This window comes from Acinetobacter sp. NigerLNRRAM0016 (assembly GCF_054112845.1).
This window is the reverse complement of the sequence record NZ_JBSYVT010000013.1, coordinates 36,254-62,482: the sequence shown is the minus strand read 5'-3', so window position 1 is coordinate 62,482 and position 26,229 is coordinate 36,254. Positions and strand designations below refer to the sequence as shown.

General features: G+C 37.6%; 27 protein-coding genes. 14 read left to right on the top strand and 13 right to left on the bottom strand.

Annotated elements, in window-relative coordinates; all coding sequences use genetic code 11:
• Positions 1–27: 27 nt before the first annotated feature.
• The 5 genes from ACWQ4X_RS10085 to ubiG form a co-directional block, all read right to left on the bottom strand.
• Positions 28–423 (bottom strand): RcnB family protein, encoded by a 396-nt coding sequence (locus ACWQ4X_RS10085; RefSeq protein WP_457903541.1) that lies wholly within the window; start codon positions 421–423, stop codon positions 28–30.
• Between the two features lie 254 nt (positions 424–677).
• Complete coding sequence (locus ACWQ4X_RS10080; RefSeq protein ID WP_171519186.1) at positions 678–833, bottom strand: hypothetical protein; 156 nt, start codon at positions 831–833, stop codon at positions 678–680.
• A gap of 177 nt (positions 834–1,010) precedes the next feature.
• Positions 1,011–1,757 carry a YciK family oxidoreductase gene (locus ACWQ4X_RS10075; RefSeq protein WP_100242335.1) on the bottom strand — a complete coding sequence of 249 codons (747 nt, stop codon included), beginning with the start codon at positions 1,755–1,757 and terminating at the stop codon, positions 1,011–1,013.
• 33 nt (positions 1,758–1,790) lie between these two features.
• Positions 1,791–2,480: an HAD family hydrolase gene (locus ACWQ4X_RS10070; RefSeq protein WP_457903540.1), complete on the bottom strand. Its 690-nt coding sequence runs from the start codon at positions 2,478–2,480 to the stop codon at positions 1,791–1,793.
• The gene (gene ubiG / locus ACWQ4X_RS10065; protein WP_142769831.1) at positions 2,477–3,193 is read right to left on the bottom strand and encodes a bifunctional 2-polyprenyl-6-hydroxyphenol methylase/3-demethylubiquinol 3-O-methyltransferase UbiG; all 717 of its coding nucleotides are present in this window, start codon (positions 3,191–3,193) and stop codon (positions 2,477–2,479) included. The genes ACWQ4X_RS10070 and ubiG overlap by 4 nt, the downstream gene beginning before the upstream one ends.
• Before the next feature lie 177 nt (positions 3,194–3,370).
• Here ubiG and ACWQ4X_RS10060 point away from each other — a divergent pair, with 177 nt between their 5' ends.
• Positions 3,371–3,988, top strand: a complete 618-nt coding sequence (locus tag ACWQ4X_RS10060) for a thiol:disulfide interchange protein DsbA/DsbL (RefSeq protein ID WP_100242332.1) — start codon at positions 3,371–3,373, stop codon at positions 3,986–3,988.
• A gap of 41 nt (positions 3,989–4,029) precedes the next feature.
• Here ACWQ4X_RS10060 and ACWQ4X_RS10055 read toward each other — a convergent pair whose 3' ends face one another.
• Positions 4,030–4,695 (bottom strand): TetR family transcriptional regulator, encoded by a 666-nt coding sequence (locus tag ACWQ4X_RS10055; protein WP_457903539.1) that lies wholly within the window; start codon positions 4,693–4,695, stop codon positions 4,030–4,032.
• 195 nt (positions 4,696–4,890) lie between these two features.
• Here ACWQ4X_RS10055 and rph point away from each other — a divergent pair, with 195 nt between their 5' ends.
• Both rph and ACWQ4X_RS10045 read left to right on the top strand, forming a co-directional pair.
• Complete coding sequence (rph, locus tag ACWQ4X_RS10050) at positions 4,891–5,607, top strand: ribonuclease PH (protein ID WP_100242330.1); 717 nt, start codon at positions 4,891–4,893, stop codon at positions 5,605–5,607.
• A gap of 157 nt (positions 5,608–5,764) precedes the next feature.
• Positions 5,765–5,926, top strand: coding sequence for an ABZJ_00068 family colistin stress protein (locus tag ACWQ4X_RS10045; protein WP_457903538.1), 162 nt, complete (start codon positions 5,765–5,767; stop codon positions 5,924–5,926).
• Positions 5,927–5,935: 9 nt separating this feature from the next.
• Here the strand turns inward: ACWQ4X_RS10045 and ACWQ4X_RS10040 are convergent, their stop codons facing one another.
• Complete coding sequence (locus tag ACWQ4X_RS10040; protein WP_457903537.1) at positions 5,936–7,768, bottom strand: LTA synthase family protein; 1,833 nt, start codon at positions 7,766–7,768, stop codon at positions 5,936–5,938.
• Between the two features lie 129 nt (positions 7,769–7,897).
• Complete coding sequence (nadC, locus tag ACWQ4X_RS10035) at positions 7,898–8,743, bottom strand: carboxylating nicotinate-nucleotide diphosphorylase (protein ID WP_457903536.1); 846 nt, start codon at positions 8,741–8,743, stop codon at positions 7,898–7,900.
• 169 nt (positions 8,744–8,912) lie between these two features.
• Between nadC and ampD the strand changes: the two genes are divergently transcribed.
• Together ampD and murJ are read left to right on the top strand one after the other, a co-directional pair.
• Entirely contained in the window at positions 8,913–9,488 is a 576-nt protein-coding gene (gene ampD / locus ACWQ4X_RS10030) for a 1,6-anhydro-N-acetylmuramyl-L-alanine amidase AmpD (protein ID WP_457903535.1), read from the top strand.
• 84 nt (positions 9,489–9,572) lie between these two features.
• A complete protein-coding gene (gene murJ / locus ACWQ4X_RS10025) occupies positions 9,573–11,123 on the top strand; it encodes a murein biosynthesis integral membrane protein MurJ (RefSeq protein WP_457903534.1) in 1,551 nt (516 codons plus the stop codon).
• Positions 11,124–11,193: 70 nt separating this feature from the next.
• On the opposite strand, the gene ACWQ4X_RS10020 is transcribed toward murJ, so the two are convergent.
• The 5 genes from ACWQ4X_RS10020 to ACWQ4X_RS10000 all read right to left on the bottom strand — a co-directional run bounded on the left by ACWQ4X_RS10020 (position 11,194) and on the right by ACWQ4X_RS10000 (position 16,744).
• A complete protein-coding gene (locus ACWQ4X_RS10020) occupies positions 11,194–11,883 on the bottom strand; it encodes an FKBP-type peptidyl-prolyl cis-trans isomerase (protein WP_457903533.1) in 690 nt (229 codons plus the stop codon).
• Positions 11,884–12,086: 203 nt separating this feature from the next.
• Positions 12,087–12,791, bottom strand: a complete 705-nt coding sequence (locus ACWQ4X_RS10015) for an FKBP-type peptidyl-prolyl cis-trans isomerase (RefSeq protein ID WP_100242325.1) — start codon at positions 12,789–12,791, stop codon at positions 12,087–12,089.
• Between the two features lie 219 nt (positions 12,792–13,010).
• Positions 13,011–15,194, bottom strand: a complete 2,184-nt coding sequence (locus ACWQ4X_RS10010; protein WP_457903532.1) for a polysaccharide biosynthesis tyrosine autokinase — start codon at positions 15,192–15,194, stop codon at positions 13,011–13,013.
• A gap of 18 nt (positions 15,195–15,212) precedes the next feature.
• Positions 15,213–15,641, bottom strand: a complete 429-nt coding sequence (locus tag ACWQ4X_RS10005) for a low molecular weight protein-tyrosine-phosphatase (RefSeq protein ID WP_457903531.1) — start codon at positions 15,639–15,641, stop codon at positions 15,213–15,215.
• Positions 15,641–16,744, bottom strand: a complete 1,104-nt coding sequence (locus tag ACWQ4X_RS10000; protein ID WP_457903530.1) for a polysaccharide biosynthesis/export family protein — start codon at positions 16,742–16,744, stop codon at positions 15,641–15,643. The genes ACWQ4X_RS10005 and ACWQ4X_RS10000 overlap by 1 nt, the downstream gene beginning before the upstream one ends.
• 208 nt (positions 16,745–16,952) lie before the next feature.
• Between ACWQ4X_RS10000 and tviB the strand changes: the two genes are divergently transcribed.
• The 9 genes from tviB to galU all read left to right on the top strand — a co-directional run bounded on the left by tviB (position 16,953) and on the right by galU (position 26,222).
• Positions 16,953–18,227 carry a Vi polysaccharide biosynthesis UDP-N-acetylglucosamine C-6 dehydrogenase TviB gene (gene tviB / locus ACWQ4X_RS09995; RefSeq protein WP_457903566.1) on the top strand — a complete coding sequence of 425 codons (1,275 nt, stop codon included), beginning with the start codon at positions 16,953–16,955 and terminating at the stop codon, positions 18,225–18,227.
• Positions 18,224–19,540, top strand: a complete 1,317-nt coding sequence (locus ACWQ4X_RS09990) for an oligosaccharide flippase family protein (protein WP_457903529.1) — start codon at positions 18,224–18,226, stop codon at positions 19,538–19,540. Before tviB ends, ACWQ4X_RS09990 begins: the two co-directional genes overlap by 4 nt.
• Positions 19,530–20,540, top strand: coding sequence for a glycosyltransferase family 2 protein (locus tag ACWQ4X_RS09985; RefSeq protein WP_457903528.1), 1,011 nt, complete (start codon positions 19,530–19,532; stop codon positions 20,538–20,540). Before ACWQ4X_RS09990 ends, ACWQ4X_RS09985 begins: the two co-directional genes overlap by 11 nt.
• On the top strand, positions 20,537–21,805 hold the full coding sequence (locus ACWQ4X_RS09980; protein ID WP_457903527.1) for a hypothetical protein: 1,269 nt from the start codon (positions 20,537–20,539) through the stop codon (positions 21,803–21,805). The genes ACWQ4X_RS09985 and ACWQ4X_RS09980 overlap by 4 nt, the downstream gene beginning before the upstream one ends.
• On the top strand, positions 21,798–22,592 hold the full coding sequence (locus tag ACWQ4X_RS09975; RefSeq protein WP_457903526.1) for a glycosyltransferase family A protein: 795 nt from the start codon (positions 21,798–21,800) through the stop codon (positions 22,590–22,592). The genes ACWQ4X_RS09980 and ACWQ4X_RS09975 overlap by 8 nt, the downstream gene beginning before the upstream one ends.
• A 12-nt stretch (positions 22,593–22,604) precedes the next feature.
• Positions 22,605–23,390, top strand: coding sequence for a glycosyltransferase family 2 protein (locus ACWQ4X_RS09970; RefSeq protein WP_457903525.1), 786 nt, complete (start codon positions 22,605–22,607; stop codon positions 23,388–23,390).
• A 22-nt stretch (positions 23,391–23,412) separates the two neighbouring features.
• The gene (locus ACWQ4X_RS09965) at positions 23,413–24,585 is read left to right on the top strand and encodes a nucleotide sugar dehydrogenase (RefSeq protein ID WP_457903524.1); all 1,173 of its coding nucleotides are present in this window, start codon (positions 23,413–23,415) and stop codon (positions 24,583–24,585) included.
• Between the two features lie 110 nt (positions 24,586–24,695).
• Positions 24,696–25,316, top strand: a complete 621-nt coding sequence (locus ACWQ4X_RS09960) for a sugar transferase (protein WP_457903523.1) — start codon at positions 24,696–24,698, stop codon at positions 25,314–25,316.
• A gap of 27 nt (positions 25,317–25,343) precedes the next feature.
• Positions 25,344–26,222 (top strand): UTP--glucose-1-phosphate uridylyltransferase GalU, encoded by an 879-nt coding sequence (gene galU / locus ACWQ4X_RS09955; RefSeq protein WP_457903522.1) that lies wholly within the window; start codon positions 25,344–25,346, stop codon positions 26,220–26,222.
• Positions 26,223–26,229 lie beyond the last annotated feature (7 nt).

Genomic DNA, 26,229 nt, shown 5'->3' with positions numbered 1-26,229 from the left:
AAAAAGGTAAAGGAAATTGCTAGCTGCTTAATCGTTCACAATGCGCAAAATACCATTGCTGCCAGAATCAATTAAAATGTAGTCATTGTTGATTTTGTACCATTGTTGATTGCGTGCAGGTTTAGGCAAGTTATGTTCTTTGTATCCGACTTTATAGCCGTTGCCACGATAATGCTGCGGCATGACATAACCTGTTTGCCATTGATGCTGCTGTAGACGTTTTACCCCGCGTTCTTCACGCATGCGGCGTTTGTCTTGAATACGTTCATCACCTTGATCAAAATCACGAAAGTCGCGCCCCTTACCTTGATTATTGCGGGGATGGTCATCACCACGATTATCAAAGTGAGGTGCAGCAGAACTCAGGCTGCTTGCCATCAATGCACTGAAAGAAATGGTCAATATTGCCATCGTCTTCTTCATGTTGACCCCTCGTTATCGATGTGTTCATTTCACAGTTCTTAATGTACGAAAAAAATGCAGAGAAACTGTGAAGGAATTGGATTAATTCTTTAAAAAAATAGATAAATTAAGAATATTATCCATGAAATCATCAAGTTTGGAAATCTTTCTAAAGTGGCAAGTTGTGCTGTTCAGTACCTTCAACGCGGTCAAAGCGTGCAAAGATTCAGCGCTAGCGTTCGATTTCATGAGGGTTCACGAAGGCAAAAAAACAGTTAATTCCACTGTTCAACCAGATGCTGCAAGCCATCTACAGCTTCAATCACAGCACGGGCTTGCTGTGCGTCATCTAGGGCGTGTACCAATGTTTCAGGCAGTTGCAGGGATTGAATTGAACGAATCAGTTCAACTTTGTGCTGTAAATCAGTCATGAAAAAAGTCCCCTTAAATTGTGCTGCTGAGTCTGTCTGCACAGTTTAGGGAAGACCTGTTGATTTATAAAACCGAATATATTTATAAAATTAATAAAATAAAACGATGATGAGATAAAAAATCCTTTGTAGGTCACAAAGGATTTTTAAATTCACCTAGCTCAAGTTGAAAAGACTTCAATCCTGAGCATCAATGCTTTGTCCACTCATATGTAGGCTATCATCGCCCATCAAATACAGATAGGCCGGCATGATTGATTCCGGTGTTGCCAAGGTTTTCGGATCTTCATCAGGATAGGCTTTGGCACGCATTGCCGTGCGGGTGGCACCCGGATTCAGGCAATTGAAACGGACATTTGGATGCTGATTTTCTTTGGCGAATAATAGGCTCACGGCTTCAATGGCAATTTTAGACACCGAATAAGCACCCCATTTTTCTCGTACCTGACGACCAACGCCAGAACTGGCAAACACGACAGAGGCATGTTCAGACTTTTGCAGCAGCGGCAGCAGTTCCTGCGTCAAAATGAAAGGCGCACGCAAGTTCACGGCCATGACATCATCCCAAACATCAATGGGGTAATTCTCCAGTTCGGTACGCTCACCCAAGATGCCCGCATTATGCAAAATGCCATCGAGACGACCGAATTGTTTATCTAAAGTGTCATACAGCAGTTCATAGTCGCGCGGTGAAGCACTGGACAATTGCAGCGGCAAAATCGCAGGTTGCGGAGCACCCAAACTTTCAATCTCATCGTAAAGGACTTCCAGTTTGTTCAGGGTACGACCGTGTAACACCACAGTCGCACCGTGCAGTGCATAGCTGAGTGCGGCAGCACGACCAATGCCATCGCTAGCCCCTGTAATTAAAATGATGCGATCTTTAAGTAGATCTGGGCGAGGTTGATATTCGGAATATTTCATGGTCACCTCCTTCTTATTTTTACTTCATCAAGTTTATGTATTTATCGCATTGTTGAGCATGAGTTTTTGTTGAATCGCGTGTTGTAATTCGGTCACAGTGTTCACAATACAATTCGCCTGCCACGCAGCGAGGTCATCTTTGTGTGCCAGCGGTAAATAGCCATACGCTGCCAAAATCGTGTACATCTGGGCATGGCGACCCGCATCAATATCACGTGGATGATCACCCACATAAATACATTGTTCCGCAGGCAGTTGCAATTGCTTTGCTGCCAGATACATTGGCTCAGGATCAGGTTTGGTTTTGCTGACATCTTCAGGACACACCAATACGGCACAGCGTTCAGTCAGATTCAGCGCAGCCAATAAAGATTCACTCAGTCCGCGTGGTTTGTTGGTGACAATGCCCCAAGGAATGTTCTGCTGTTCCAGTTCTTCCAAAAGTGGAGTCATTCCTGCAAACAGGTCGGTATCTACCGCAATATCTGCGCCGTACAAATCCAGAAAGCGTTGGCGATGTGCCAGAAACACGGGATCATCTACCGCAAGTTCGGGATAAACCAGTTTAACCATGGCACGCGCACCTTCAGAGACTTGGGTGCGAATCAGTTCGGCATTGACAATCTCACGTCCTTCATCACGGCACATACCTTGAATAATGCGAATGAAGTCCGCGGCGGTATCAATTAAGGTGCCATCGAGATCGAACAGAACGGCTTTCATTCTGCACCTGCTTTCACGGTATAGACCATGTAGTTGACATCGACATTCGGTGCCAACCAGTAGCGTTTGGTCAATGGATTGTAATGCAGTCCTGTCATATCTTTCAGATTTAAGCCCGCTTGACGAATATCATGCGCCAACTCAGATGGCTTAATAAATTTATGATAATCATGTGTGCCTTTTGCCAACATTCTTAAAATGTATTCTGCCCCAATGATCGCGAATAAGTAGGCTTTTGGATTGCGGTTGATGGTCGAGAAAAATACATGTCCACCAGGTTTGACCAAAGTCTGGCAGGCTTGAATAATCGAGGCAGGATCTGGGACATGTTCCAGCATTTCCATACAGGTCACGACATCGTATTGTCCTGCTTGTTCTAGCGCCAATTCTTCGACAGGCACTTGGCGATATTCGATGTTTTGTACGCCTTCTTGTTCTGCATGAATACGTGCCACATTCAGGGGAGCAACACCCATATCAATCCCAAGCACTTGCGCACCACGACGCGCCATGCTTTCTGCCAAAATGCCGCCACCGCAGCCCACATCGAGGACTTTTTTGCCTGCGAGACCATTGACCCGTTCATCAATCCAGTTGAGGCGCAGTGGGTTAATTTGGTGTAAAGGTCGGAATTCAGAATGCTGATCCCACCATATAGCAGCGAAGGCTTCAAATTTGGCAATTTCTTGCGGATCAACATTTAATTGCGACATTGGTGCTACCTCAACCCAGTTGTTTTCATATAAAGATCAATACGGCTAGTGTAGCGTTAATTCTAAAAAAAGCGATAAAAGCAGTAAAAAAGTTCACAGAAGGAAAACGAAATCGACTAAATTGTTTTATAGTTTTCGCATAAGCTCATCATAATGATTTAGAGGACAACAAACGCAATGAAAAAATTCCTTTTGGGTAGCCTTGCAACGGCCGTATTTGCATTTTCTGGTAGTGTTATGGCCGCCGATTTTGTAGCAGGGAAAGACTACACTGTAGTTGCAAACCCAGGCAAAGTTGAAGTGCCAGGAAAAATCGAAGTGCGTGAATTCTTTTGGTATGGTTGCCCGCATTGCTTTAAATTAGAACCGCATATGCAAACATGGTTGAAGAATATTCCAAAAGATGTGCGTTTTGTACGTACCCCAGCAGCCATGAACCCAATCTGGGAGCAGGGTGCACGAGGTTACTATGTCTCTGAAGCATTGGGCGTGCGCAAAAATACGCATTTACCATTGTTCCATGCCATTCATGTCAATGGTCAACAGATTTTTGATCAGCAGTCACAAGCAAAATTCTTTAGCAAATATGGTGTGCCTGAAGCTAAATTTAACAGCATGTTTAACTCTTTCCCAATCACGTCTAAAGTTGCACAATCACAGCAACTGGCGAGACAGTACCAGTTAACAGGTGTGCCTGCGGTGGTGGTGAATGGTAAGTATGTGGTGCAAGGCGAAGATGCCAAAGTCACGCAAGTGGTGAGCTACTTGGTCGAGAAAGAGCGTAAAGCCAAATAAGAGCAAAAACGTGAAAAAAACCTGCATTGTTGCAGGTTTTTTTATGCCTTATGGTCCAGTATTTCTGCTGCGCATGCGGGTTCAACATGGGCAATACCACCAAATAAAAGCTGAATCTGGCGTTGGGTTTGCTGTTTAAAGTGTAGTTGTTGAATTGAATCAGTATTGCCTTGATGAGTCAGGTTGATCCATGACATCGCCCAATTCAAAGACTGGTTGATTAAAATATTGGCCAAACTTTGTAAATCTTGCGTCGAATACAGATGTTGTGGCTGTTTTACCTGACTTAAATCATGACTCAGGTCATCAACCAGCGAATCAATTTCACGTGCGATTGCCTGACGTAATAAGGTAGAGCCACCCCAACGTTCAGCACTGAAAAAAATCCACCATTCAGGGTGCTGCTGCACTGCGTTGAGAAACTGATGCAAATGCAGATCAATGTCTGCATCGGGCTGAAACAGTGTGGCAAGTTTAAGCTGATGTAAAACCCGTTTCAGTTGCAAGGCAACCCGATCAACCAGTTCTAAGCCCAATTCATCTTTATCGTGGAAATGCCGATAAAAAGCGGCAGGTACTAATCCCACAGATCGAGTAATTTCTCTCAGACTCATGCTGCTAAAGGAAAGTCCAGACGAACTTAAACCTAAAGCCGCATCCAAGAGGGCTTGGCGGCTTTGTTGTTTGCGTTCATCTCTTATCGACATAGTCACACTCAGCAGGGTTTGGCTGAGTTTAACAAATTTATTGCTGATTAAAACAGCATCTTGCTCCACCTGAATTCAGCGGCTTATCGCCCATCTCAGAGTTTTTTAGCGACTGTTTCACGGATATGCCATTTGCTGAGAGCGCATCTGCTATACTTGGGCGCAACGAATTTCAGTCAAGCTAAAAGGCGAATTATGCGTATCGACCAACGTACTCTAGATCAATTACGTGATGTAAAAATTACACGCAATTACACACGTTATGCCGAAGGTTCTGTGCTGGTTGAATTTGGCCATACCAAAGTGTTGTGTACGGCTAGTATTGATAATTCTGTACCTCGTTTCCTGAAAGGCAAAGGACAAGGTTGGGTAACCGCGGAATATGGCATGTTGCCACGTTCAACCCATACTCGGAGTGACCGTGAAGCGGCACGTGGCAAACAGTCAGGTCGTACCCAAGAAATCCAGCGTTTGATTGGTCGTAGTTTACGTGCCATGGTGGATTTAAAGAAACTGGGTGAAAACACCATCACCATCGACTGTGACGTGATTCAGGCTGATGGTGGTACACGTACTGCGGCAATTACCGGCGCAGCAGTTGCTCTGGTTGATGCAATGAATGTTTTGCTGGAACAAAAGAAAATTAAGCATGATCCACTCAAAGGTTTGGTGGCTGCGATTTCTGTCGGTATCTTTAAAGACGAAGTCTTATTGGACTTGTGCTACGAAGAAGATTCAAACTGTCAAACGGATTTGAATGTGGTGATGACCCAAGCAGGCGAATTCATTGAAATTCAAGGTACGGCAGAAGACAAGCCATTCACTCGCGCTCAAGCCAATGCGATGCTAGAAATGGCAGAGCAGGGGATTCAAGCGCTCATTCAGAAACAGCAAGAAGCTTTAGGCTGGTAATAGGCTTGATGGTTTAAACATAAAAAATGCACCTGACAGGGTGCATTTTTTTTACAAAAGTGAATCAAATCAAACTCAATTGATAACAGGCACTTAATGATATCGTCATGATCACAGCGTAGACTGCATGCCATCAATTTGATTGGAGCAGGCTGCGATGGCTCAATTTTTTATCCTCTTCTGTGCAGTGGTGACCTTTGCCATTATGGCATGTGATCCACGTCCTACTGAACTTTCCCAAACCGCTTCGGCATGGGATAAATCAGAAAATATTAAGACGATAGACCAACCCGTTTCAAAAGAGACATCGATGTTATAACGTTTTATCCTACTTTTTTGCTAAAAGTTGATAGGTATAATTTTTGCCATTTAACACATCCATATTTAAATCTTTATATTGATTCAACAGTTGCGGATGCGGGTATTTACATTCAGGATTTAGTTCGACCCCTGTTGAGTGAATCGCACTGTAACAAGAATTCACTTCCTGAATAAATTGATAATAAGGCGGAAGTGGTAGTTGCGCTGCGGTGAGGACTTTCGGTGCCAGAAAATGTGCTGCAATATTTTTTTGCTGGAAAAGACTGCGATCGATTGGGTAGTTACTCCAAACAGCCAATGGCGTACTGAAAAATTTCACATCTTTCTTTTCTGCTTTTTCTTGCTCTGAAGCAAAGAAATGCAAGTCATCATAGACCTGACCTAAATTCGGTAAATGATCCCCAAAGAAAATCACAATAGTTGGACGTTCTAGTTGTTTTAAATCTTGCAGTAATTTTTCAACATGTTGGTCAGCACGCTGTAAGCCAGTGAGGTAAGTATTCAGTTGGCGTTTCGAGCGGTCACTGAGCCCTTGTTGGTCAATGTTGTAATGATCTTTACCGTAACGATCATCATTGTAGTTGAAGTGATTTTCTACCGTAATCGCATAAATGAACTGGGGTTGTTCGGTATGTTTGAGTTGTGTGCGGATGGATTGATAGAGCAAATCATCGGTTGCCCAGCCGGCTTGATTGATATATTTGGCACGATCTTGTGCGCTGGTCATATTTTCCAGAGAAGTAAAACGATTAAAACCTAAATTTTGATATACCGTATTGCGGTTATAAAAAAACTTGCCGCTGTTATGCATGGCGGTGGTGTCATAGCCCAGACTATTCAGATAGGTGGCTAGGGAATAGGTGGGACGCTTCAGTTTGGATACATACATCAACTCATTATGGTTGAGATAAATATTCAAGCTGGTCAGTACTTCAAATTCGACATTGGCCGTACCGCCACCAAAAGCTGGAGAAAGCAGTTGTGAAGTTTGATAGCGATCTAACGTTGGGGTGATGTTCTGAGGAATACTTTTGCCTAACTGACGGGCATCCCAATGTGCCTCACTCATGATCATCACAATATTGGGTTGTTGTTCAGTATGTGTAGCAGTCGTCGTTGTTTGGCTAAAAGGGGTATACAACGCTTTGATGGTTGGCTCTGGAATATTCTCTGTAAAGAGTTGAGTATTTAAGCTATCTACGGATTTAGAAAAGAAAAAGGGGATAAAGCCAATTTTCTGAATGGTGAGATGGTCGCCAATCCAATCACCTTTGGTATTTGGAAAAGACTGTCGATATTCACAAACCCAGTTTTGAGGGTTTTGTTTACAGAGTAGACCAAAATTATTGCTAAAGTTGGCGCTAATAAAAAATCCTAAAGCAAGGAGAGACAGCACGGCATTCGAGAAAAAAAGACGTTTTTTCTCTAGGCGCTCTTTACGGTAAAGAAATACCATCAGTGCAATACATAAAGCAACGCCTGTAAACACTGAAAATTTGAGTAACCAAGGAGCGACGATAAAGGTTTCTTTAATGAGTAAGAAATCACTGGGAACGAGGCTAGCAGATAAATATTTTTCTTTTTGCGCGTTGACAAAAATCAGCAATAAGAAAATAAATTGGCTAAAGAAAATGGTAATGAATGTCTTTCTAAACAATAAGTAAATAAAGGAAATTAGCGCGTAATTAATTAACACTGAAATAACGATTTTAGCGCCGTTCAAGTGAAAATATTGTTCAGGATTGTTGAGAATTCGTGGTAGGGCTGGGTAGAGACAAAAAAAGACCACAGACACGAGCGCAATCAGCAAAAAAAGACTTTGCTGTTTCCAGATATTCATAGCAATTGTTTGGGAGGAGAAAGGCAAGCCGAAATTATAAAACTTTGCAGATAATTTTCAATCAACTTTGATAGGTCGGCAAGTTTAGGTGATCACCTTATTGTGTGATCACCTTAATGTAATCAATGATTAACCATTAAAACGCATCGATAAATCAATCGCTTTGACATCTTTAGTGAGTACGCCCATTGAAATATAGTCAACACCGGTGGTAGCCACTTGGCGTAAATTATCGATGGTAATGTTGCCAGAGGCTTCCAGTTTGCAACGTCCTGCCACATGTTGAACTGCATCAATCATTTGTTGTTGACTAAAATTATCCAACATCACGATATCTGCTTGAGCTTCAAGCGCTTGGTTCAATTCATCCCAAGTTTCCACTTCAACTTCTACAGGTTTGCCTGGTGCAATTTGATGGGCTTTGGCAATGGCTTCAGCAATGCCACCCGCCGCCATAATATGATTTTCTTTAATTAAAAAGGCATCAAACAGACCTAAGCGGTGATTCTGACCGCCACCAATTGCAACAGCATATTTCTGCGCAATTCGTAAACCAGGAATGGTTTTGCGCGTATCTAGCAGTTTGGTATTTAAGCCATCCAGTTGTTTAACATAATCCGCAGTTTTGGTCGCCACGGCTGATAGCGTCTGAATAAAGTTCAGGGCAGGGCGTTCAACCGTTAATAGACTGCGTGCCGAGCCAGCAAGTTTTAAAAAAGCTTCATTGGCAAGTACTTGATCACCATCTTGTTTTAACCAAGTCACCTGAACTGAAGCATCAAAAGCCTGAATTAAGGCATTGACCCACGGTTGACCCGCTAAAATCATGTCTTCGCGGCTAATAATGGTTGCCGTCGCTTGCTCATCTTCAGGGGTCAATAAAGCTGTAATATCCCCATCCCCAATATCTTCTTGGAGTGCTTGTTGAATATTGATTTGAATTGATTGTTCAAGCAACGCTGGAGAAATGCTCATAGTCTTTCCGTGTCTTTTTTAACCCATGAAAATTGCGCGTTATCTTAACACTGTTCTGATGCAAATAGATTTGTTCTGTGCAGTTTATTCTGTAGATTTGAGATTTCATGATGAAAGTTTTAGCATGGTGCAAATACCGATTAACCCTCCATATAATTAGGAATGGATTATGCAGCAGGCTTCATCTTTTCAGGTTGTCGATGGTCAACTCATCGGTGCGAAGCAAATTCCATCGCCCAATTTTAATCAGCGACCCGAGACAGCCCAAATTGAATTGGTGGTGATCCACAACATCAGTTTGCCGCCGTCGCAGTTTGGGGGAGGCTATATCCAGCAATTTTTCCAAAACCAGCTGGATCCGAGCGTGCATCCTTATTTTGAAAGCATTCAAGAACTCAAGGTTTCGGCACATTTGCTGATCCTGCGTACGGGTGAAGTACTGCAATTTGTGAATTTAGCCCAACGTGCTTGGCATGCGGGACGTTCTACTTATTTGGGGCAGCAGGAATGTAATGATTATTCCATTGGCATTGAGCTTGAAGGCAGTGATGATACGGCTTTTGAAGAACAGCAATATCAGGTTTTAGCGCAAGTAATTGTCAGCTTGCAGCAAGCTTATCCTGCGATTCAACAGCATCTGGCAGGACACTCCGATATTGCGCCAGAGCGTAAAACGGATCCAGGTCCGTTCTTTGACTGGGTTAAATTACGCACCTCGATTCAACAGATTAAGAATGCAAAATAAAAAGACATTTCCGTTGAGATTAATCATTTAACAACGATTTTCTTTCACAAGTTTCATTACAATAGCGACTAATTTTTTTACTGGGTGGTTACGATGGCGCTTTGGCGATCGACCTTTATTGTCAGTGCAATGACCATGTTGTCTCGCGTACTTGGTTTAGTCCGCGATATCGTCTTGCTCAATGTGTTTGGTGCAGGTAAGGATTTCGATACGTTCGTCGTCGCTTTCCGTATCCCCAATTTTTTTCGGCGTTTGTTTGCGGAAGGGGCGTTTTCACAAGCCTTTATTCCAGTTTTAACTGAATATAAAACCAGTAAGGCACACGAAGAAGTCCAGATTCTCATCAGTCGAGTTTTTGGCGGATTGCTGACGGTAATGACCTTGCTGACATTTATTGCAATGGTCGCTGCCCCAGCAATTTTGTATATCTATGCACCAGGGTTCCATGCCGATCCAGAGAAATTTGATCTGGCCGTGAGCATGTTCCGTCTGACCATACCGTATTTAATGTTCATGTCACTGACGGCCTTTGCTAGCAGTATTTTGAACAGTTATGGTTCTTTTTCGACCCCTGCATTTGCGCCTGTTTTACTCAATGTGGCAATGATTGCAGGGGCATGGTGGCTTACACCGTATATGGCTCAGCCAATTATGGCATTGGGTTGGTCAGTGGTTGCTGCAGGGGTATTACAGCTTGCGATCCAGATTCCAGAGTTGTGGCGTAAGAATCTGTTGATTCCACCTAAGGTTGACTTTAAGCATGAAGGTGTCGATCGCATCATGAAGTTGATGCTGCCTGCCTTGTTTGGTGTTTCCGTCACGCAGATCAATTTATTGCTGAATACCATCTGGGCATCGTTTATGCAGGATGGTTCGGTGTCATGGCTCTATAGTGCGGAACGTATGACTGAGTTGCCACTCGGCTTAATTGGTGTGGCGATTGGAACCGTGATTTTGCCGTCTTTGTCGGCACGACATGCGGAACAGGATCAACATAAATTCCGTGGCATGATGGACTGGGCGGCCAAAGTGATTGTTTTAGTTGGTTTACCTGCCAGTATTGCGCTATTTATGCTCTCGACCCCGATTATTCAAGCCTTGTTCCAACGTGGCGAATTCACTGTAGAAGATACTCAAATGACGGCTTTGGCTTTGCAGTGTATGAGCGCTGGGGTAATTTCTTTTATGTTGATTAAAGTTTTTGCGCCTGGTTTCTATGCTCAGCAAGATACCAAAACTCCTGTACGTGTGGGTTTAATGGCAGTAGCCGCCAATGCCATTTTAAACGTGGTGTTTATTGGTTTCTTTAAGCTGATCGATTGGCACGCTGAACATATGGCCTTAGCACTGGCTTCCTCAGGCTCGGCTTTGGTCAATGCAGGAATGCTGTATTTCTATCTGCATAAACGCCATATCTTCCGCTTTGGTCCACATTGGAAAAAACTGTTTTTACAATATGGGGTCGCCAATATTGTGATGATTGCAGCTTTGGCTTATGGTTTAACTTGGTATGATGGTACCATGTCACAATGGATGCGTGTTGCTGAAGTGATTGGCTTGTGTGTACTTGGGGTTGTGGCATATCTGATCGGATTAATTTTTATGGGCTTCCGTCCACGAGATATTCGACCATAATTGATGCATGATTTCCCCAAAAGCCTTGTTTAGAATGTAAAAAAGGGACTGAAATCAGTCCCTTTTATTTTTAAGGGAGTACTTGTAATAATTCCACATCGAAAATCAGGGTGCTATTCGGCTCGATAATATCTCCTGAACCAATCTGACCATAGGCGAGATTAGAAGGGATAAAGAAGCGATATTTTGCCCCTTCTTTCATTAATTGTAAGCCTTCGGTCCAGCCTTGAATCACCTGATTCACTTGGAATTCGGCAGGGTGCTGACGAGCAATCGAGCTATCGAAGACTGTGCCATCAATTAATTGCCCTTCATAGTCGACTTTGACTTTAGAGCTCATTTTAGGAGTTTTACCTGTACCAGTTTTAAGTACTTGATATTGCAGACCTGAAGCAGTGGTTTGCACGCCCGCTTTTTTTGCATTTTCAGCTAAGAAAGCAGTACCAATTTTACTGTTGGTTTCAGCTTGTTTTTTTAACTCTAACAGTTGTTGCGCTTCAGCCTGCTTTTTATATTGGGTTAAAATTCGCGCCATTTCTTCATCAGTTAGAGATGCATCTTTGCCCTGAGCTGCTTCGCGAAGCCCTTGAATAAAGGCTTCTAGATTTAAATCTTTCATTGAGTCGGCATTACTACGGCCCATCAAATAACCAAAACTATATCCAACTTGCTCAGAGGTGGAGCTGTTGGTGGTAATTGGCTTGGCAAAAGTAGTTGCACTCATGAGGAGGGTGGATGCCAAAAGTATTTGTATTTTCATTCAATCTTCCTAAAATTGTTCGTGACGTGATTTTCGAAGCAATCAAAAATCTCTAAGACAGGACTTTTTATGTTTTAGTGTCTTTAATTTTTAATCCGTCTAGGCTCTGGTGCTATAAAAAATGGTTCTATTTGATTCAAACTTTTTATGTCAGAAGTCTATTGCCTAAAGTGAAAGAAGGAGAGCTAAGCTCTCCTCTATTCTTATTTGACTTTAATCAATTCGACATCAAAGATTAACGTGCTGTTCGCAGGAATGGTGCCAGGCACACCTTGTTCGCCATAACCCAATTTAGCAGGGATAAACAACGTCGCTTTGCCGCCTTCCTTCATGAGCTGTAAACCTTCGGTCCAACCAGGAATCACTTGATTCAATGGGAATTCAATTGGTTCACCACGTTGAATTGAGCTATCAAAGACTTTGCCATCCACCAGTTTGCCTGTGTAGTGTACCGTCACGACAGAGTCGGCAGCGGGCTGTTTGCCAGTCCCTTCTTGAGTAATAATGTATTGCAAACCAGAAGCGGTTGTTTTTACTCCAGGTTTTTTGGCATTTTCAGTCAGGAAGCTATCGCTGGCAGTTTGAGCATTTTTAGCTTGATCTGCTTGTTTCTGCTGCATTTCTTGTTGGAATTGCTCATAAGCTTTTTTTAATTCTTCTTCTGTGTACGCAGGTTGTGTACGAGCATGCCCTTCACGAACGCCTGTGACAAAGCTATTGATGTCAAGTTCAGGTGGTGTTTGGTGTGCAACTTCATAACCTAAAGCATAACTAATTTTTTCAACAGCAGAAGCATTTTTAGAGGCTTTTGATGTGATGGCTTCAGGGTGTTTGGTTGCATAATAAACTGGAACAAGTGCAGCACCGCCTAAAATTACAGCAACAGCGATGGGTAAGGCTTTACTCATAGGGTTTTCCAAAATTCATTGTAGTAATCAAAATTTGCTAATATTTTAGCAAATTTTTTAAAGCATAGATGGTATTTCAACCAGCTTAATAATTGGATATTACTATATGCCTGTATCAGCAAAGAAGCTATAACAGACTGATAAGCTAAAACATTTATTATACAAATAAAAAAGGACCAGCATTATGCTGATCCTTTTAAGTTAAATAGAAGTTAGAGATCAATCATCTTTGGTATTTTTATAGGCATAAGCGTAGTTATAACCATAACTTGAACCAGCCGTGCGTTGAATATCATTCAAGATAATACCTGTCACTTTAACGCTCGCTTGTTCAAAGCGGTTAACGACTAATTCAAGTTCTTTAATTTGAGTCTTACCATAACGTGCGATGACAAGGTTAACGCCTGCATATTGCGAAATGATTATGCCGTCAGTTACTGCTAAAATAGGCGGAGTATCAATAATAATATGATCAAACTGATTAGAAAGTTGCTCAACAAGAAGCTTAAATCGCTCAGTGCTAAGTAGCTCAGATGGATTTGCTGGGCTTTTACCACGAGTAATTACAGAAAGGTTTTCAACCTCAGTAGATTTAAGTATCTGGTCTAATGGTTGTTGTCCATTCAGATATTCAGCTAATCCCTTTTGATTATCTTGATGGAAGTATTTATGTAAATACCCACGTCGTAAGTCTGCATCTATTAAAAGAACACGTTTATTACTTTGCGCCAGAATCACGGCAAGGTTGGTTGAAACAAAGGATTTACCGAGTTCTGGTGCTGGTCCAGAAATCATGATCACATTATTTCGCGCATTATTCAGAGCAAAATGAATGGCTGTACGCATACTCCGCAAGCTTTCAATCGCGATATCATCGCTATTCTTGACTGCAAGAATTGGAATATGCTTCTTCTTCTTGATAAGATTAATACGACTTTCTTGTATAGGTGAACGTGGTACTGTTGCATAGACAGGAAGGTCTAGTTCAGTTTCAATTTGACCAGAATCTTTAATGCCTGTGCGTAACATATTTCGCATTAATGCCACAAGGACACCAATGAAGCCACCAACAAAAATGGAAAGCAATAATACCAATAATTTTTTAGGTTTAATTGGTTCAATTGGTAACACCGCTGTATCTACGATACGGACATTACCAATCTCACCAGCTTTGGCAATTCGTAACTGCTGATAAGAATTCAAGAGGGTAGTATACAGCTGTTGCTTAACTTCAACTTCACGATATAGCTGTAAATAGCGGCGTTGCAGGTCTGGTAATTGTTTTAATGTTGCATTGAGTTCTTTAATTTTACTATTAATTGCTGCAAGTTGAGCATCAATTTGCTGTATTGCTGGGTGTTCAGCAGTATATTTTTCAGAAAGCTCGGCTTGTTTTTGTTCTAATGCAATTTTTTGTGTTTCAAGATTAATACTTTGGGTCAAATAGAGTTCAGATTCTTTGGTGACATCTACTGTATTGTACTGTTCACGGAATTTATTGAACTCGCGTTCAGCTACATCAAGCTGCTGTTTAAGCTCTGGAAGTTGTTCATCAAGAAATTTTAAAGTCTGAGCTGTTTCTGCAGAACGACGTTCAATATTTTGTTTACTGTATGCTGCTAAAATTGAGTTTAAAACTTTGGTAATGTGTTCTTTATCTGATCCTTGGTATTTTAATCCAAGTACGCCTGTGAGTTTACCTTTCTCAGCTACAGAATAATTCTCTAGAATAGAATCAACGGTAGCAGTTAAAGACATTTTCTGAACATTATAGCTTGAGTTCAAATTTGCTCGAGTAAAAATGCCAATATTCCAAAGACCCAAAGCAGTGTTACCTTGATTAAATTGATTCAGCTTTCCTTTAAAGACAACGTCATCTGTTTCTTTGTCTGTTAGTGTAAATTGCTGGTTCTCAAAACTTAAAAGTAAAGGTTTATCTAAGTACTCTACAGGAACATTAAATTTTTTTATCTGAAAAGAATGCTCATTGTCATGAAAAATGACTGCTTGCGGTAAATATTCTGTTTGGTAGATATCTTGATTGAGCAGGCGATGGAAGATCGTATCATCCGTAGAAGAAATACTAAAATCTAAATGTAGTTGCTGGATGACTTGTCCGAGAACCAAACGTGATCTCAAAATCTCAATTTCTGCTTGGGCTGGTGACTTTTGATCCACCATAGATGATAAGTCACCAAGAAGGGCTGCAGCACCTGCTCCCTTACTATCTTCAACCTGGATTAATGCATCTACAGCGTAAATATCATGTGTTGTTCTTAAATAAAGTAGTGCACATACAAGACTAAGGATGATACATAATGCAATCAGTTTCCATTGAGCAATTAGCGAAAAGAAAAGCTCTTTTAAATCAATTGTATCTTCTGTATTGGTATTTTGGCTCATAATTTTGCTATCAATGGGTTAAATATGTTTCTTCCAGTCACTTATACAGCTTTGTATAAGTTGACAGGTATCATCAAAAACAGTTTGTTCATGCTGGTAAGGATCTGGCACATTTTTTCCTTGCCAATGCCCTAATCGGAAAGTTTTTCCTTTGGAAAAGGGCCATGTTTGTTCAATATGCTTTTGCTGATTTTGACTCATGACTAAAATTAAATCTGATTTTTTAATCAAGTCAGCATTTAGTTTTTTAGCAATATGCGGCTGCATGTTGATGCCATGTCTTTGCATGCATAAAATCGCTTTATCATCAGCACTATGACCAATTAAACCAGAGATTCCAGCTGATTCAACATGAAGTTGAGGAAATTCCTGCTTTAAAAAATATTCAGCCATCGGGCTACGACAAATATTTCCAATACAGACCACGAGAATATTCTGAATTTGCATTAGTTCCCCAACCGATCAATATTATATAAGGCATTAGAGAAAGGTAAAATTTGGGTCACAATACGCTGCCAACGAGCCAGTCCAGTCGAGTCGACATAAACAATATCATTGCTGTGCATTTTAAACTGATTGGCTAAGCCAAAATCACCTAGACTGAGTAAGTTCATGTGATATAGCTCGGTTTGTTGTGTTTGTGCATCACTTCGTAAGATATAAATACGGCTTGCACTGGCAGTATTTGGGTTTAAACCTAAACTTTCACCCAATACATCACTCAACGTCATACCTTGATCACGCATCAACAGAGATTGGTTCTTGCCTGATTCGCCCATCACGTATATTTTTTGATTTTCTTTAGAATTTACATATAAAGTATCGTTAGGTTGAATTAGTAGGTTGTGCAGAGAATAACCTGCTTTTTCTAATTCAATGCTATTAAGGTGGTAAGTACGACCTTGACGAACTAGGGTAATAGATGTGTTATCACCATATTGAGTATTGACGCCTCCTGCCAAGCCTAAAGCTGTATAAACACTAACTGGTTGATCACTCAGGAAGAATTGCCCCCCTTTCATCACATTTCCCTGCACAGAAAAACGTTGTCCTTGATAAGAGAGAACACGGGCGATTACATCTGGGGTTTTTAAATAACGTGACAGCTGGCTACGAAGCTCTTGGTTCACTTGAGGAAGTGATTTTCCTGCCGCCTTATACCGTCCAATAATGGGAAATTGAATATAGCCGCTTTGATCAATTTGGAAACCATTCGCTTGAATAGATTGATCATTATTGGCATTGCTTATCGGTGGCGTAATTTCAGGATAAGCCCATAAATAGATTGATAAAATATCACCTGGGCTAAGTTTGTAGGTAAGTTGGGAATGGCGAAACAAACTCGAAAAATCTTTTGAATCAGTATCTTGATTTAACTGTATTTGACGTAACGTATTTTGATTCAGTTGTATTACATTGACTGAGCTTCCTAGCTCGGTTTGATAGACTCCCTGTTCGGGTAAATCATATGTTTGCAGGCCAGGCGATAAAGCACAACCGACAGTGCTGAGTGTGAACCCCAAGAGGCCAATATATTGTAGAAATTTCACTCTGAACCCTATTATAAAAATATTTCAATCTTTGGATGAGATTGAGTGTATCTATTCAAAATTTAGCTAACTATAACAAATTGTATAATTTATTTATACTCATTTGCGTAAAGACAAAATGGATTTCTGTTATATTACCCAATAGCCAATAAAATGGCATTTAATTTATTCCAAAGTCAATGAGTATGGGCGTCAAGGCAAACACATGTTGCAAAAATCTGAATTAAAAATAGCAATTATTGGTCTGGGTTATGTGGGTTTGCCATTGGCGGTAGAGTTTGGAAAGCAAATCCCAGTTATTGGATTTGATATCTATCAAAAACGTATTGATGAATTAAACGGTGGTCAAGATTATACTTTAGAGGTTTCGCCAGAAGAACTACAAGCAGCGACACAACTTTCTTATACTGCAGACTTGCAAGATCTACAGCACTGTAATTTTTTTATTGTGACTGTACCTACGCCAATTGATGATTTTAAGCAACCTGATTTAACTCCCTTAATTAAGGCATCTGAAAGTATCGCTAAAGTCTTAAAGCGAGGTGATATTGTGGTGTATGAGTCTACGGTTTATCCAGGTGCTACTGAAGAAGTGTGCATACCAGTGTTAGAGCACATTTCTGGTCTTAAGTTTAACCAAGACTTCTTTGCGGGTTATAGTCCTGAACGTATTAATCCTGGTGATAAGTTACATCGTGTCACCAATATTTTAAAGATTACTTCAGGCTCGACACCAGAAGCTGCTGCTTATGTTGACCAAGTTTATAATTTAATTGTGGAAGCAGGCACACATAAAGCACCGAGTATTAAAGTTGCTGAAGCTGCGAAAGTCATTGAAAACACGCAAAGAGATGTCAATATTGCTTTAATAAATGAGTTAGCATTGATTTTCAATAAATTAGACATTGATACTGAAGATGTACTCAAAGCAGCAGGTACGAAATGGAATTTCTTGCCATTCCGACCTGGCTTAGTAGGCGGACATTGTATTGGCGTCGATCCTTATTACTTAACTCACAAAGCGCAATCTATTGGGTTGCATCCAGAGATTATTCTCGCGGCCCGACGTTTGAATGATCGGATGGGTGAATATGTTGCAACACAACTTATTAAAGAAATGGTTAAACAGCGTATTCAGGTTATAGGCTCTAAAATATTAGTGATGGGGCTTAGCTTTAAGGAAAATTGTCCAGACATTCGTAATAGTAAAATTATTGATATGGTCGATGCTTTAAAAGATTATGATTTAGATCTAGATGTTTATGATCCTTGGGTAGATCCAGAAGAAGTTAAGCAAGAATATGGTTTAGCACCAGTTGTAAACTTAGAGTCTGGTCAATATGATGCCATTATTCTGGCAGTTGCGCACGATCAGTTTAAACAAATGACTGCGGCAGAAATACATGCTTTGGGTAAAAATAAGCATGTTGTATTTGATTTGAAATATATCTTAAATAAAGATGAAGTAAGTATAAGATTATGATTATACTTGATAAATTGAAAAAAAATAGAGTGTTTAAAAATTCTATTTGGATGGTTTTTGAAAAAATAATTTCAATTTTTGGATTGATTTTCGTAACATCTTTTGTAGCTAAATATATAGGGCCTGAAAGTTTTGGTAAGTTGAGTTTTTCTGCATCCATATTTGGAGTAGTTCAAATCTTCTCATGGTTTGGTTGTGATAATTTAATCTTTAAGAGGGCGAGCAAGAACCCAAATTCAGCTTGGGCACTAATTAAATATACCAAGAGTATTAGAAATGTAATGTATTTTATAGCAGGAATTCCTGTTTTAGCTTATGTTTACTACTATACTGATTTAGTAACTTTTTATTTTGGCTTAGCATCATTTTTTGCATCTTATCTTATGGCACTTGATGTTTCATCAATTTATTTTAATGCACAATTAAAAGCTTATATTAATGTTATTTCAAATATTTTAGGTTTATTATTTAGTTTTATTTCAAGATATGCTATAGCTTTTTTTCAAATTGATATGATTTGGTTGGTTATACCTATTGTAGGGGTAGCCTTGATTCCTTTCTTAATAAGGTGGTTTATTTTTAATTATAGAGAAAAAAACAATTATATTTTTGACTCAAATAAAATTAAATATAGGAAATATTTGTTATTCTCGGGGGCTAACCTGGTTTTATATACACTTTCTGTAGCAATATTTACAAAAACATCTCAGTTTTTTCTAGGCTTGTATTCAATGAAAGATCTTGGAATATATATGGTCGCATCTACATTGGGAGTTAGTTTTTATTCAATACTAACAGCTTTTATTTCTTCATTTATGTCGAAAATCTATGCGGAAAAAGATGAGTACATTGCTAATCAGATGGTTGCTCAAGTAAATATATTAGTTATAATAATTTCTTTATTTGTTGCTTTTTTTATGTGTTTTTTTGGTAAGGGTATTGTGCTGTTTTTATATGGAGATAACTATATAGACTCAGTGAAATATATAGTTTTTTTTACCTTTGTAGCATTAATTTCTGGGCTTTCTACTGTTTCTGAGAAATATATTATAAAATTTTCAACATATGGAGCCTATAACTTTTTATTGAAAAAAATGGTGATTATTCTAATTTTAAATACTTTAATAAGTTATTTATTTATAGAAAGTTTTGGGTTGAAGGGCGCTGTGTTCTCTGTGTTGATTACGGAAATTCTTTCGTTAACAATTCTTAATTATTTTTTTAAAAATGGCATGATGTTAAGATTACATTTATTAACATTAAAATTGCTTTTTTCAGGGTCATTTTTGAGATGGATAAAACATGTTAATTAGTGTTGTATTGCCAGCATACAATGCTGAGTTGTATATAAAAGAAGCTATAGATAGTGTTTTAGCTCAAACCTTTACAAATTTCGAGTTAATTATTCTTAATGATGGTTCTTCTGATAAGACTGAAGAAATTATTTTATCATTTCAAGATAGTCGAATTGTTTATGTCAAAAATGAGCAGAACTTAGGACTCATAGATACTTTAAATAAAGGTATGGCTTTAGCAAAAGGAAAATATATTGCACGTATGGATGCGGATGATATTTGTCTTCCTGAACGTTTTGCTAAACAAATTAATTTTCTTGAAGAAAATCCAGATTATATGATTTGTGGGACGTCTGCATACCGTTTTTTTAATAATTTAACCAATAAAAGAGCTTTTTACGTACCAATAAGTGATGGCAATATACGTGTACGATTATTTTTTAATACTGGATTTATACACCCTTCTGTAATGTTTCGAACAGAAACGATAAGAATACATAATCTTTCTTTTAGTAGAGAATATAAATATGCCGAAGACTATTATTTTTGGATGGATATTTTGCAGTACGGAAAAGGTTTTAATTTAAAAGAAAAGTTGCTTTATTATCGTGTGGTTGAAACAAGTCAGACAGCTGTAGGCAACGCTAATATAGATATGCGTAAACAAACTTTGGGTAATATTCATAAACGATATTTTGAAGAGTATGGTATTTGTTTTGGTGAAAAGGAAATTGATTTAAACTTTTACTTGAGTAATATTGAAAGAATGAAGAGTCTTGATATTAATATATTTGATTACAAATTTATTAATATTTTTTTTAAAAAAATTATTTGTGTGCTTAAGGAAGGGGGGGTAAATCATAATATTATTTATAAAGAGGTGGGGCGAGTATATTTTTCATTGTTTTACACTAGAGGTTTGATTGATTTTAAAGATAAAGTATTTTGGGTGAATTTTGATTTTAAATTGTTTTTAAGTGGTGGATTTGAGTTTTTAAAGGAACGGTTCTTAAAATGAAGAATTTTGTTTGCGGAAGCTATAATCTGATTTATTTTTTATTTATATCGGTTTTTTTATTTTTTTTTATTTTTGGTTTTCCGACACTTATAGGATCGTTGACTCCTATTTTAACAATGGGTATTTTATTTTATTCTTTTTTAAATTATAAAAAATATTATTTGCATTTTCCTAAGGAGTTTTATTACCTATTTTTGTTTCTTTTATTTGATTTTTTGGTTTGTTTAATCATACCAGTTGTATTGGATACATTTGATTTTTCAATTGTAAAGACTAAAATAAATTTTATTGTATCAATATTGGCTGTTTATGTTTTGGCAAAATATTTTGCTTCAAATGTTGATTTGAGTGTCAGTGATTTCTTTAAGATTTTATTAATTGTTTTTTCGATACAGATCATTATGATAATTTTAATGTTACTAAGTTCGGATTTTTCACAATTAATTACATCATTTACGCGAAGTAATGAACAGGGAGAGAGAGTATTAGAATTATATTCTAATGCGCGAGGGCTAGGTGTAGCAGATAGTAGCGTATTTGGCCTAGCGATCGTCATGGGGTTGTTTTTGTTTTTAAGTTTTTTTTCTTATAGAAACAAATTTATTGATTTTAAATATTTTATTTTTTTAGTTTTTCTTGGTGGTTTAGCATCAATTAGTGCTGGTCGAACTGCAGTATTAGGATTGATATTTGGTTTTTTGTATTTTGCTTTGAACTTTAATAATCTAAGATCATTTTATACATTAATTTCTACTTTTGTATGTTTTACTATTCTGATTTACTTATTGATTGGTATTGATGGAAGTTTAATACAGAACGAAACTCTAAGCTATTTTTATTTGTATAGTATGGAGCCTATATTGAATTATGTTAATGAAGGTAAGTTATCTTCTACATCTACTGATACTTTACATAATATGTATTTTTCATTAACTGAGAGACAATTTATTTTTGGTGATGGGCGCTATTCAAATAGTGATGGAAGTTATTACTTAAGCACAGATGCCGGCTATATGCGTTTTGTATTATTTTATGGTGCTTTTTTCTCTTTGTTGTTATATGGGTATTTTATCTATTTTGTTTTGAAAATATCATTTTATTTGAAAAAATATTCCTACTTTTTTCTATTTTTGCTTGTTCTATCTTTCTTGTTTCACTATAAAGGTGAAGTTGTTTTATTTGCTGTGTCATATAATAAATTGATTTTTTTGATAATTTTTTATCTTTATTTAAAGTCTATGATGTTCGGGAGTAATTATGATTGATGTAGTTATACCAACATATAAACCTGAATTTTACTTATTTGAATGTTTTGAATCAATAAGTAGTCAAGATTTTGATTTTAACCTTTTTAAGGTAGTAATTGTTTTGAATGGCCCAAAAGAACCTTATTATAGTAAAATTAAAGAATGGTTGTGTTGCTTTAATTTTAATAGTGAGTTGTTGTATTCTGAAGTGACGGGTGTTTCAAGTGCAAGAAATATGGCTCTGAATAAAAGTATATCAACCTATATTACTTTTTTAGATGATGATGATATTATTTCGTTCAATTATCTATCTTTATTGGTTTCTAAAATTCAACCTAATAGTATTATGGTTTCTAACACCTATAATTTTGTCAATGGTTTGGGAGATATGGATATTGAGAATGATTATTTAACCTTTAAGGAGGGTTTTTCCTCAAGTAATTTAATTAAATATCGTAAATATCTATCTAATGCCTGTTGTAAGTTGATTCCTCTAAGTTTAGTAGGGGAAACAAGATTTAATGAAAATTTAATGCAGAGTGAGGATGCTGTATTTATGTTTGCTATTTCTAATAGAATTCATAAAATTATTTCGACAGACGTGAATGCTATTTACTATCGTCGCCTAAGGAAAAATTCAGCTTCTAGAGCAAAAAAATCTATAAAATATAGTTCATTGTTAGCATTAAATGTTCTGTTTTGTTTTACTCTGATTTATTTTAAAAATCCTTTTAAATATAATTTATTTTTATACCTTACTAGATTGATGGCTGTTTTTAAAAGATTTTGGTTAACGATTAAATGATGGGTTAAATCTATGAGTTCATTGGAAATGAGAGTGTCAATCATTACACCATCCTATAACTCTGCTGAATTTATTGAAAAAACAATAAATTCAGTTTTGTTGCAAACTTATACTAACTGGGAGATGTTGATAATTGATGATTGTTCAACGGATGATTCAATTGGTCTGATACAATCTTATATAGATAAAGACGCTCGTATCAAGCTTATTCAACTTCAAAAAAATTCTGGTGCAGCGGTTGCTCGTAATAAGGGTATTCAAAATGCTCAAGGGCGCTTTATTGCTTTTTTAGATAGTGATGATAGTTGGTGTTATGACAAATTAGAAAAACAAGTACATTTTATGTTGGAAAATGGATACGCTTTTACATATACCGCTTATCATAAAGTAAATGAATTGGGTGAAAATATAGGAAATATGTATATTCCTGATAAAGTCAATTACCATCAATTATTAAAAACTTGTATTATTGGCTGCTTAACTGCAATGTATGACGTGCATAAATTAGGAAAGATGGACTTTCCCCTTATCCGAAAGCGTCAAGATTTTGCTTTATGGTTAAAGATCCTTAGGTATGAACCTTTTGCTTATGGATTGCAAGAAGATCTTGCAAGTTATACTGTGCGTTCAGATTCAATATCTGCGAATAAATTTAAAGCGGCTCAATATAACTGGTATTTATATAGAAAAATAGAAAATCTTTCATTATTTCTATCCTCTTATTATTTTTTACATTATGCTGTGCGCGGAGTTTTGCGTAATAAATTTGCAAAGATTGCACGCTTTTTCAAATTTTAGTTTTTATAGAATAGGTTTATAAATGTCTTACACAATATCTATAGTTGGCTTAGGATATGTTGGATTGTCAAATGCGATATTGCTTTCACAGCATAATGAAGTTTTTGCTATAGATAACGATTTTGAACGAGTAAATTCTGTTAATCAAAAAAGATCCCCAATTCATGACAGAGAAATTATTGAATACTTAAAAAGTAAAAAACTTAGTCTAACAGCAACAATAGACTGTGAAGATGCATATATTCACTCTGATATTGTTGTAGTTGCAACACCTACTGACTACGATGAAGATAAAAATTATTTCAATACATCCTCTGTTGAATCTGTCATTGAACAAGTAATATCTGTAAATAAAGATGCACTAATTATAATAAAATCAACAATTCCTGTAGGATTTGTTGAGTCTGTGAGAAAGAAATATAATACTTTAAATATTATTTTTTCTCCTGAATTCCTGCGTGAGGGGAAGGCTTTGCATGATAATCTTTTTCCTTCCCGAATTATTGTAGGGGAACAATCAGATCGTGCTAAGAACTTTGCTAATCTGTTGTTGCAAGGAGCTCTAAAAAAGGATGTCCCAATTCTATTAACTGATCCAACTGAAGCAGAAGCAATCAAGCTTTTTGCTAATACGTATTTGGCGATGAGAGTTTCATTTTTCAATGAATTAGATACTTATGCTGAAATAAAGAATTTGGAAACTAAGCAAATTATTGAAGGAATATGTTTAGATTCACGTATTGGTAATTATTATAATAATCCTTCTTTTGGTTATGGTGGCTATTGTTTACCAAAAGACACAAAGCAGCTATTGGCAAACTATGCGGATGTTCCTAATAAAATTATTACTGCTATAGTAGAAGCAAATAATACACGTAAAAACTTTATTGTTAATGCAATTTTATCTAAGAAACCCAAAGTTGTTGGTGTATTCCGTCTTATTATGAAACATGGATCTGATAACTTTAGATCCTCTGCTGTTGAAAATATTATAGAGAAGTTATTGCAGCAAGATATACGAGTAATCATCTATGAACCTACTTTAAAAGTTAATGAATTTAATCAGTGTTTTGTAGAGAAAGATTTGAACAATTTTAAAATGGATAGTGATGTTATTTTGTCTAATCGTTTGAATGATGATTTACTTGATGTGATTGAAAAGGTTTATACTAGAGATATTTTTAATCAAGATTAACATTGGTATGTAGGAAAAAAAGCTCTTCATGAGATAAACAGTTTTTTTTATTCATTGATTTTAAAAGAGTATTTAAGAATGACATTAGTTAAAATTTTGAGTTCGATACTATGAAACGATTATTAGATATACTGATTTCACTAACGACGCTAATACTATTGTCTCCAATTTTCCTCATTGTAAGTTATAAAGTACGTAAAAATTTGGGGTCTCCTATTTTTTTCTGCCAAGAGCGTCCTGGAAAAGATGGTAAACTTTTTAAAATGATTAAGTTTCGTTCAATGAAAGATGCGTTCGATCAAGACGGCAACCCTTTACCAGATGAAAAACGCATTACTCCATTTGGGCAAAAGCTGCGCTCTACTTCTTTAGATGAAATGCCCCAGCTGATTAATGTACTTAAAGGTGATATGAGTGTTGTGGGGCCACGACCAATGTTGAAGGATTTTGTAGAGCTTTATTCACCAGAACAAGCACGTCGTCTTGAAGTTCGACCAGGCATGACTGGATTAGCTCAGGTTAGTGGTCGAAATGAACTAGATTATGAAGAACGTTTTAAGTGTGATGTCTGGTATGTAGACAATCACAATACCTTGGTCGATTTTAAAATTATGTTTAGAACGGTTGCAGTAATGGCAAAACGAGAGGGAATTAATGCCCCTGGTCATGTTGGTCCATCCCTATTTCAAGGCAACACCACAAAAAAAACTGAAGATCAAGTTAAGTCTTAAATTTAATAGTGTTTCGAGTTTAGTTTTATGATTAAAAAAGCCATATTACCTGTTGCTGGTTTGGGTACGCGTTTTTTACCCGCGAGTAAATCTATTCCAAAAGAAATGGTCACTGTAGTTGACCGTCCAGCAATTGAATATGTTGTACGCGAGGCTGTTCAAGCTGGAATTGAACAAATTATTTTAGTGACACATTCTTCAAAAGCATCTATCGAAAACTATTTTGATCGAAATTTTGAACTCGAAACAACTTTGGTACAGAAAAATAAAACCGATCTTTTAAAAGAAATTACTGAAATCCTACCACCACATGTGAGTGTAGTGAGTGTGCGCCAGCCACAACCATTGGGGTTAGGGCATGCCGTTCTGTGTGCCAAAAGTGTAATTGGGAGTGATGATTTTGCTGTACTGCTTCCAGATGTATTGGTGAAAGCTAAATCAGACCAAAATGATCTTGCCTGTATGATTCAGCGTTACGAAATCGCGCAAGCGGCTCAAATTATGGTTGAAGCTGTTCCTGAACATTTGGTTGATCAATATGGCATTGTTGATGTTGCACATTCACCTTTAGAAGGTCAAAGCATCATTATGCAGGGTATTGTAGAAAAACCTGCTGTAGGCACAGCACCTTCAAATTTATCTGTGGTTGGACGTTATATTCTACCTGCCAAAATTATGCAGTTATTGGAACAAACGCCAAAAGGCGCAGGAAATGAAATTCAGTTGACGGATGCAATTGCAATGTTGCAGCACACTGATTCAGTTGAAGCTTATCGTATGAAAGGTGAAACTTTTGATTGTGGCAGTAAGCTCGGCTATTTAAAGGCAGTTTTACACTATGGTATTACTCATCCTAAATTAGGTCACGAATTTAAGCAGTTAATTGCTGAATTAAATATCGAATAACAATAAG

Excerpts from the sequence above, each read along its gene's own strand:
- ACWQ4X_RS10085 (WP_457903541.1), bottom strand. The coding sequence starts at position 423 with ATGAAGAAGACGATGGCAATATTGACCATTTCTTTCAGTGCATTGATG.
- ACWQ4X_RS10080 (WP_171519186.1), bottom strand. The coding sequence starts at position 833 with ATGACTGATTTACAGCACAAAGTTGAACTGATTCGTTCAATTCAATCC.
- ACWQ4X_RS10075 (WP_100242335.1), bottom strand. The coding sequence starts at position 1,757 with ATGAAATATTCCGAATATCAACCTCGCCCAGATCTACTTAAAGATCGC.
- ACWQ4X_RS10070 (WP_457903540.1), bottom strand. The coding sequence starts at position 2,480 with ATGAAAGCCGTTCTGTTCGATCTCGATGGCACCTTAATTGATACCGCC.
- ubiG (WP_142769831.1), bottom strand. The coding sequence starts at position 3,193 with ATGTCGCAATTAAATGTTGATCCGCAAGAAATTGCCAAATTTGAAGCC.
- ACWQ4X_RS10060 (WP_100242332.1), top strand. The coding sequence starts at position 3,371 with ATGAAAAAATTCCTTTTGGGTAGCCTTGCAACGGCCGTATTTGCATTT.
- ACWQ4X_RS10055 (WP_457903539.1), bottom strand. The coding sequence starts at position 4,695 with ATGTCGATAAGAGATGAACGCAAACAACAAAGCCGCCAAGCCCTCTTG.
- rph (WP_100242330.1), top strand. The coding sequence starts at position 4,891 with ATGCGTATCGACCAACGTACTCTAGATCAATTACGTGATGTAAAAATT.
- ACWQ4X_RS10045 (WP_457903538.1), top strand. The coding sequence starts at position 5,765 with ATGGCTCAATTTTTTATCCTCTTCTGTGCAGTGGTGACCTTTGCCATT.
- ACWQ4X_RS10040 (WP_457903537.1), bottom strand. The coding sequence starts at position 7,768 with ATGAATATCTGGAAACAGCAAAGTCTTTTTTTGCTGATTGCGCTCGTG.
- nadC (WP_457903536.1), bottom strand. The coding sequence starts at position 8,743 with ATGAGCATTTCTCCAGCGTTGCTTGAACAATCAATTCAAATCAATATT.
- ampD (WP_457903535.1), top strand. The coding sequence starts at position 8,913 with ATGCAGCAGGCTTCATCTTTTCAGGTTGTCGATGGTCAACTCATCGGT.
- ACWQ4X_RS10020 (WP_457903533.1), bottom strand. The coding sequence starts at position 11,883 with ATGAAAATACAAATACTTTTGGCATCCACCCTCCTCATGAGTGCAACT.
- ACWQ4X_RS10015 (WP_100242325.1), bottom strand. The coding sequence starts at position 12,791 with ATGAGTAAAGCCTTACCCATCGCTGTTGCTGTAATTTTAGGCGGTGCT.
- ACWQ4X_RS10010 (WP_457903532.1), bottom strand. The coding sequence starts at position 15,194 with ATGAGCCAAAATACCAATACAGAAGATACAATTGATTTAAAAGAGCTT.
- ACWQ4X_RS10005 (WP_457903531.1), bottom strand. The coding sequence starts at position 15,641 with ATGCAAATTCAGAATATTCTCGTGGTCTGTATTGGAAATATTTGTCGT.
- ACWQ4X_RS09990 (WP_457903529.1), top strand. The coding sequence starts at position 18,224 with ATGATTATACTTGATAAATTGAAAAAAAATAGAGTGTTTAAAAATTCT.
- ACWQ4X_RS09985 (WP_457903528.1), top strand. The coding sequence starts at position 19,530 with ATGTTAATTAGTGTTGTATTGCCAGCATACAATGCTGAGTTGTATATA.
- ACWQ4X_RS09980 (WP_457903527.1), top strand. The coding sequence starts at position 20,537 with ATGAAGAATTTTGTTTGCGGAAGCTATAATCTGATTTATTTTTTATTT.
- ACWQ4X_RS09975 (WP_457903526.1), top strand. The coding sequence starts at position 21,798 with ATGATTGATGTAGTTATACCAACATATAAACCTGAATTTTACTTATTT.
- ACWQ4X_RS09970 (WP_457903525.1), top strand. The coding sequence starts at position 22,605 with ATGAGTTCATTGGAAATGAGAGTGTCAATCATTACACCATCCTATAAC.
- ACWQ4X_RS09965 (WP_457903524.1), top strand. The coding sequence starts at position 23,413 with ATGTCTTACACAATATCTATAGTTGGCTTAGGATATGTTGGATTGTCA.
- ACWQ4X_RS09960 (WP_457903523.1), top strand. The coding sequence starts at position 24,696 with ATGAAACGATTATTAGATATACTGATTTCACTAACGACGCTAATACTA.
- galU (WP_457903522.1), top strand. The coding sequence starts at position 25,344 with ATGATTAAAAAAGCCATATTACCTGTTGCTGGTTTGGGTACGCGTTTT.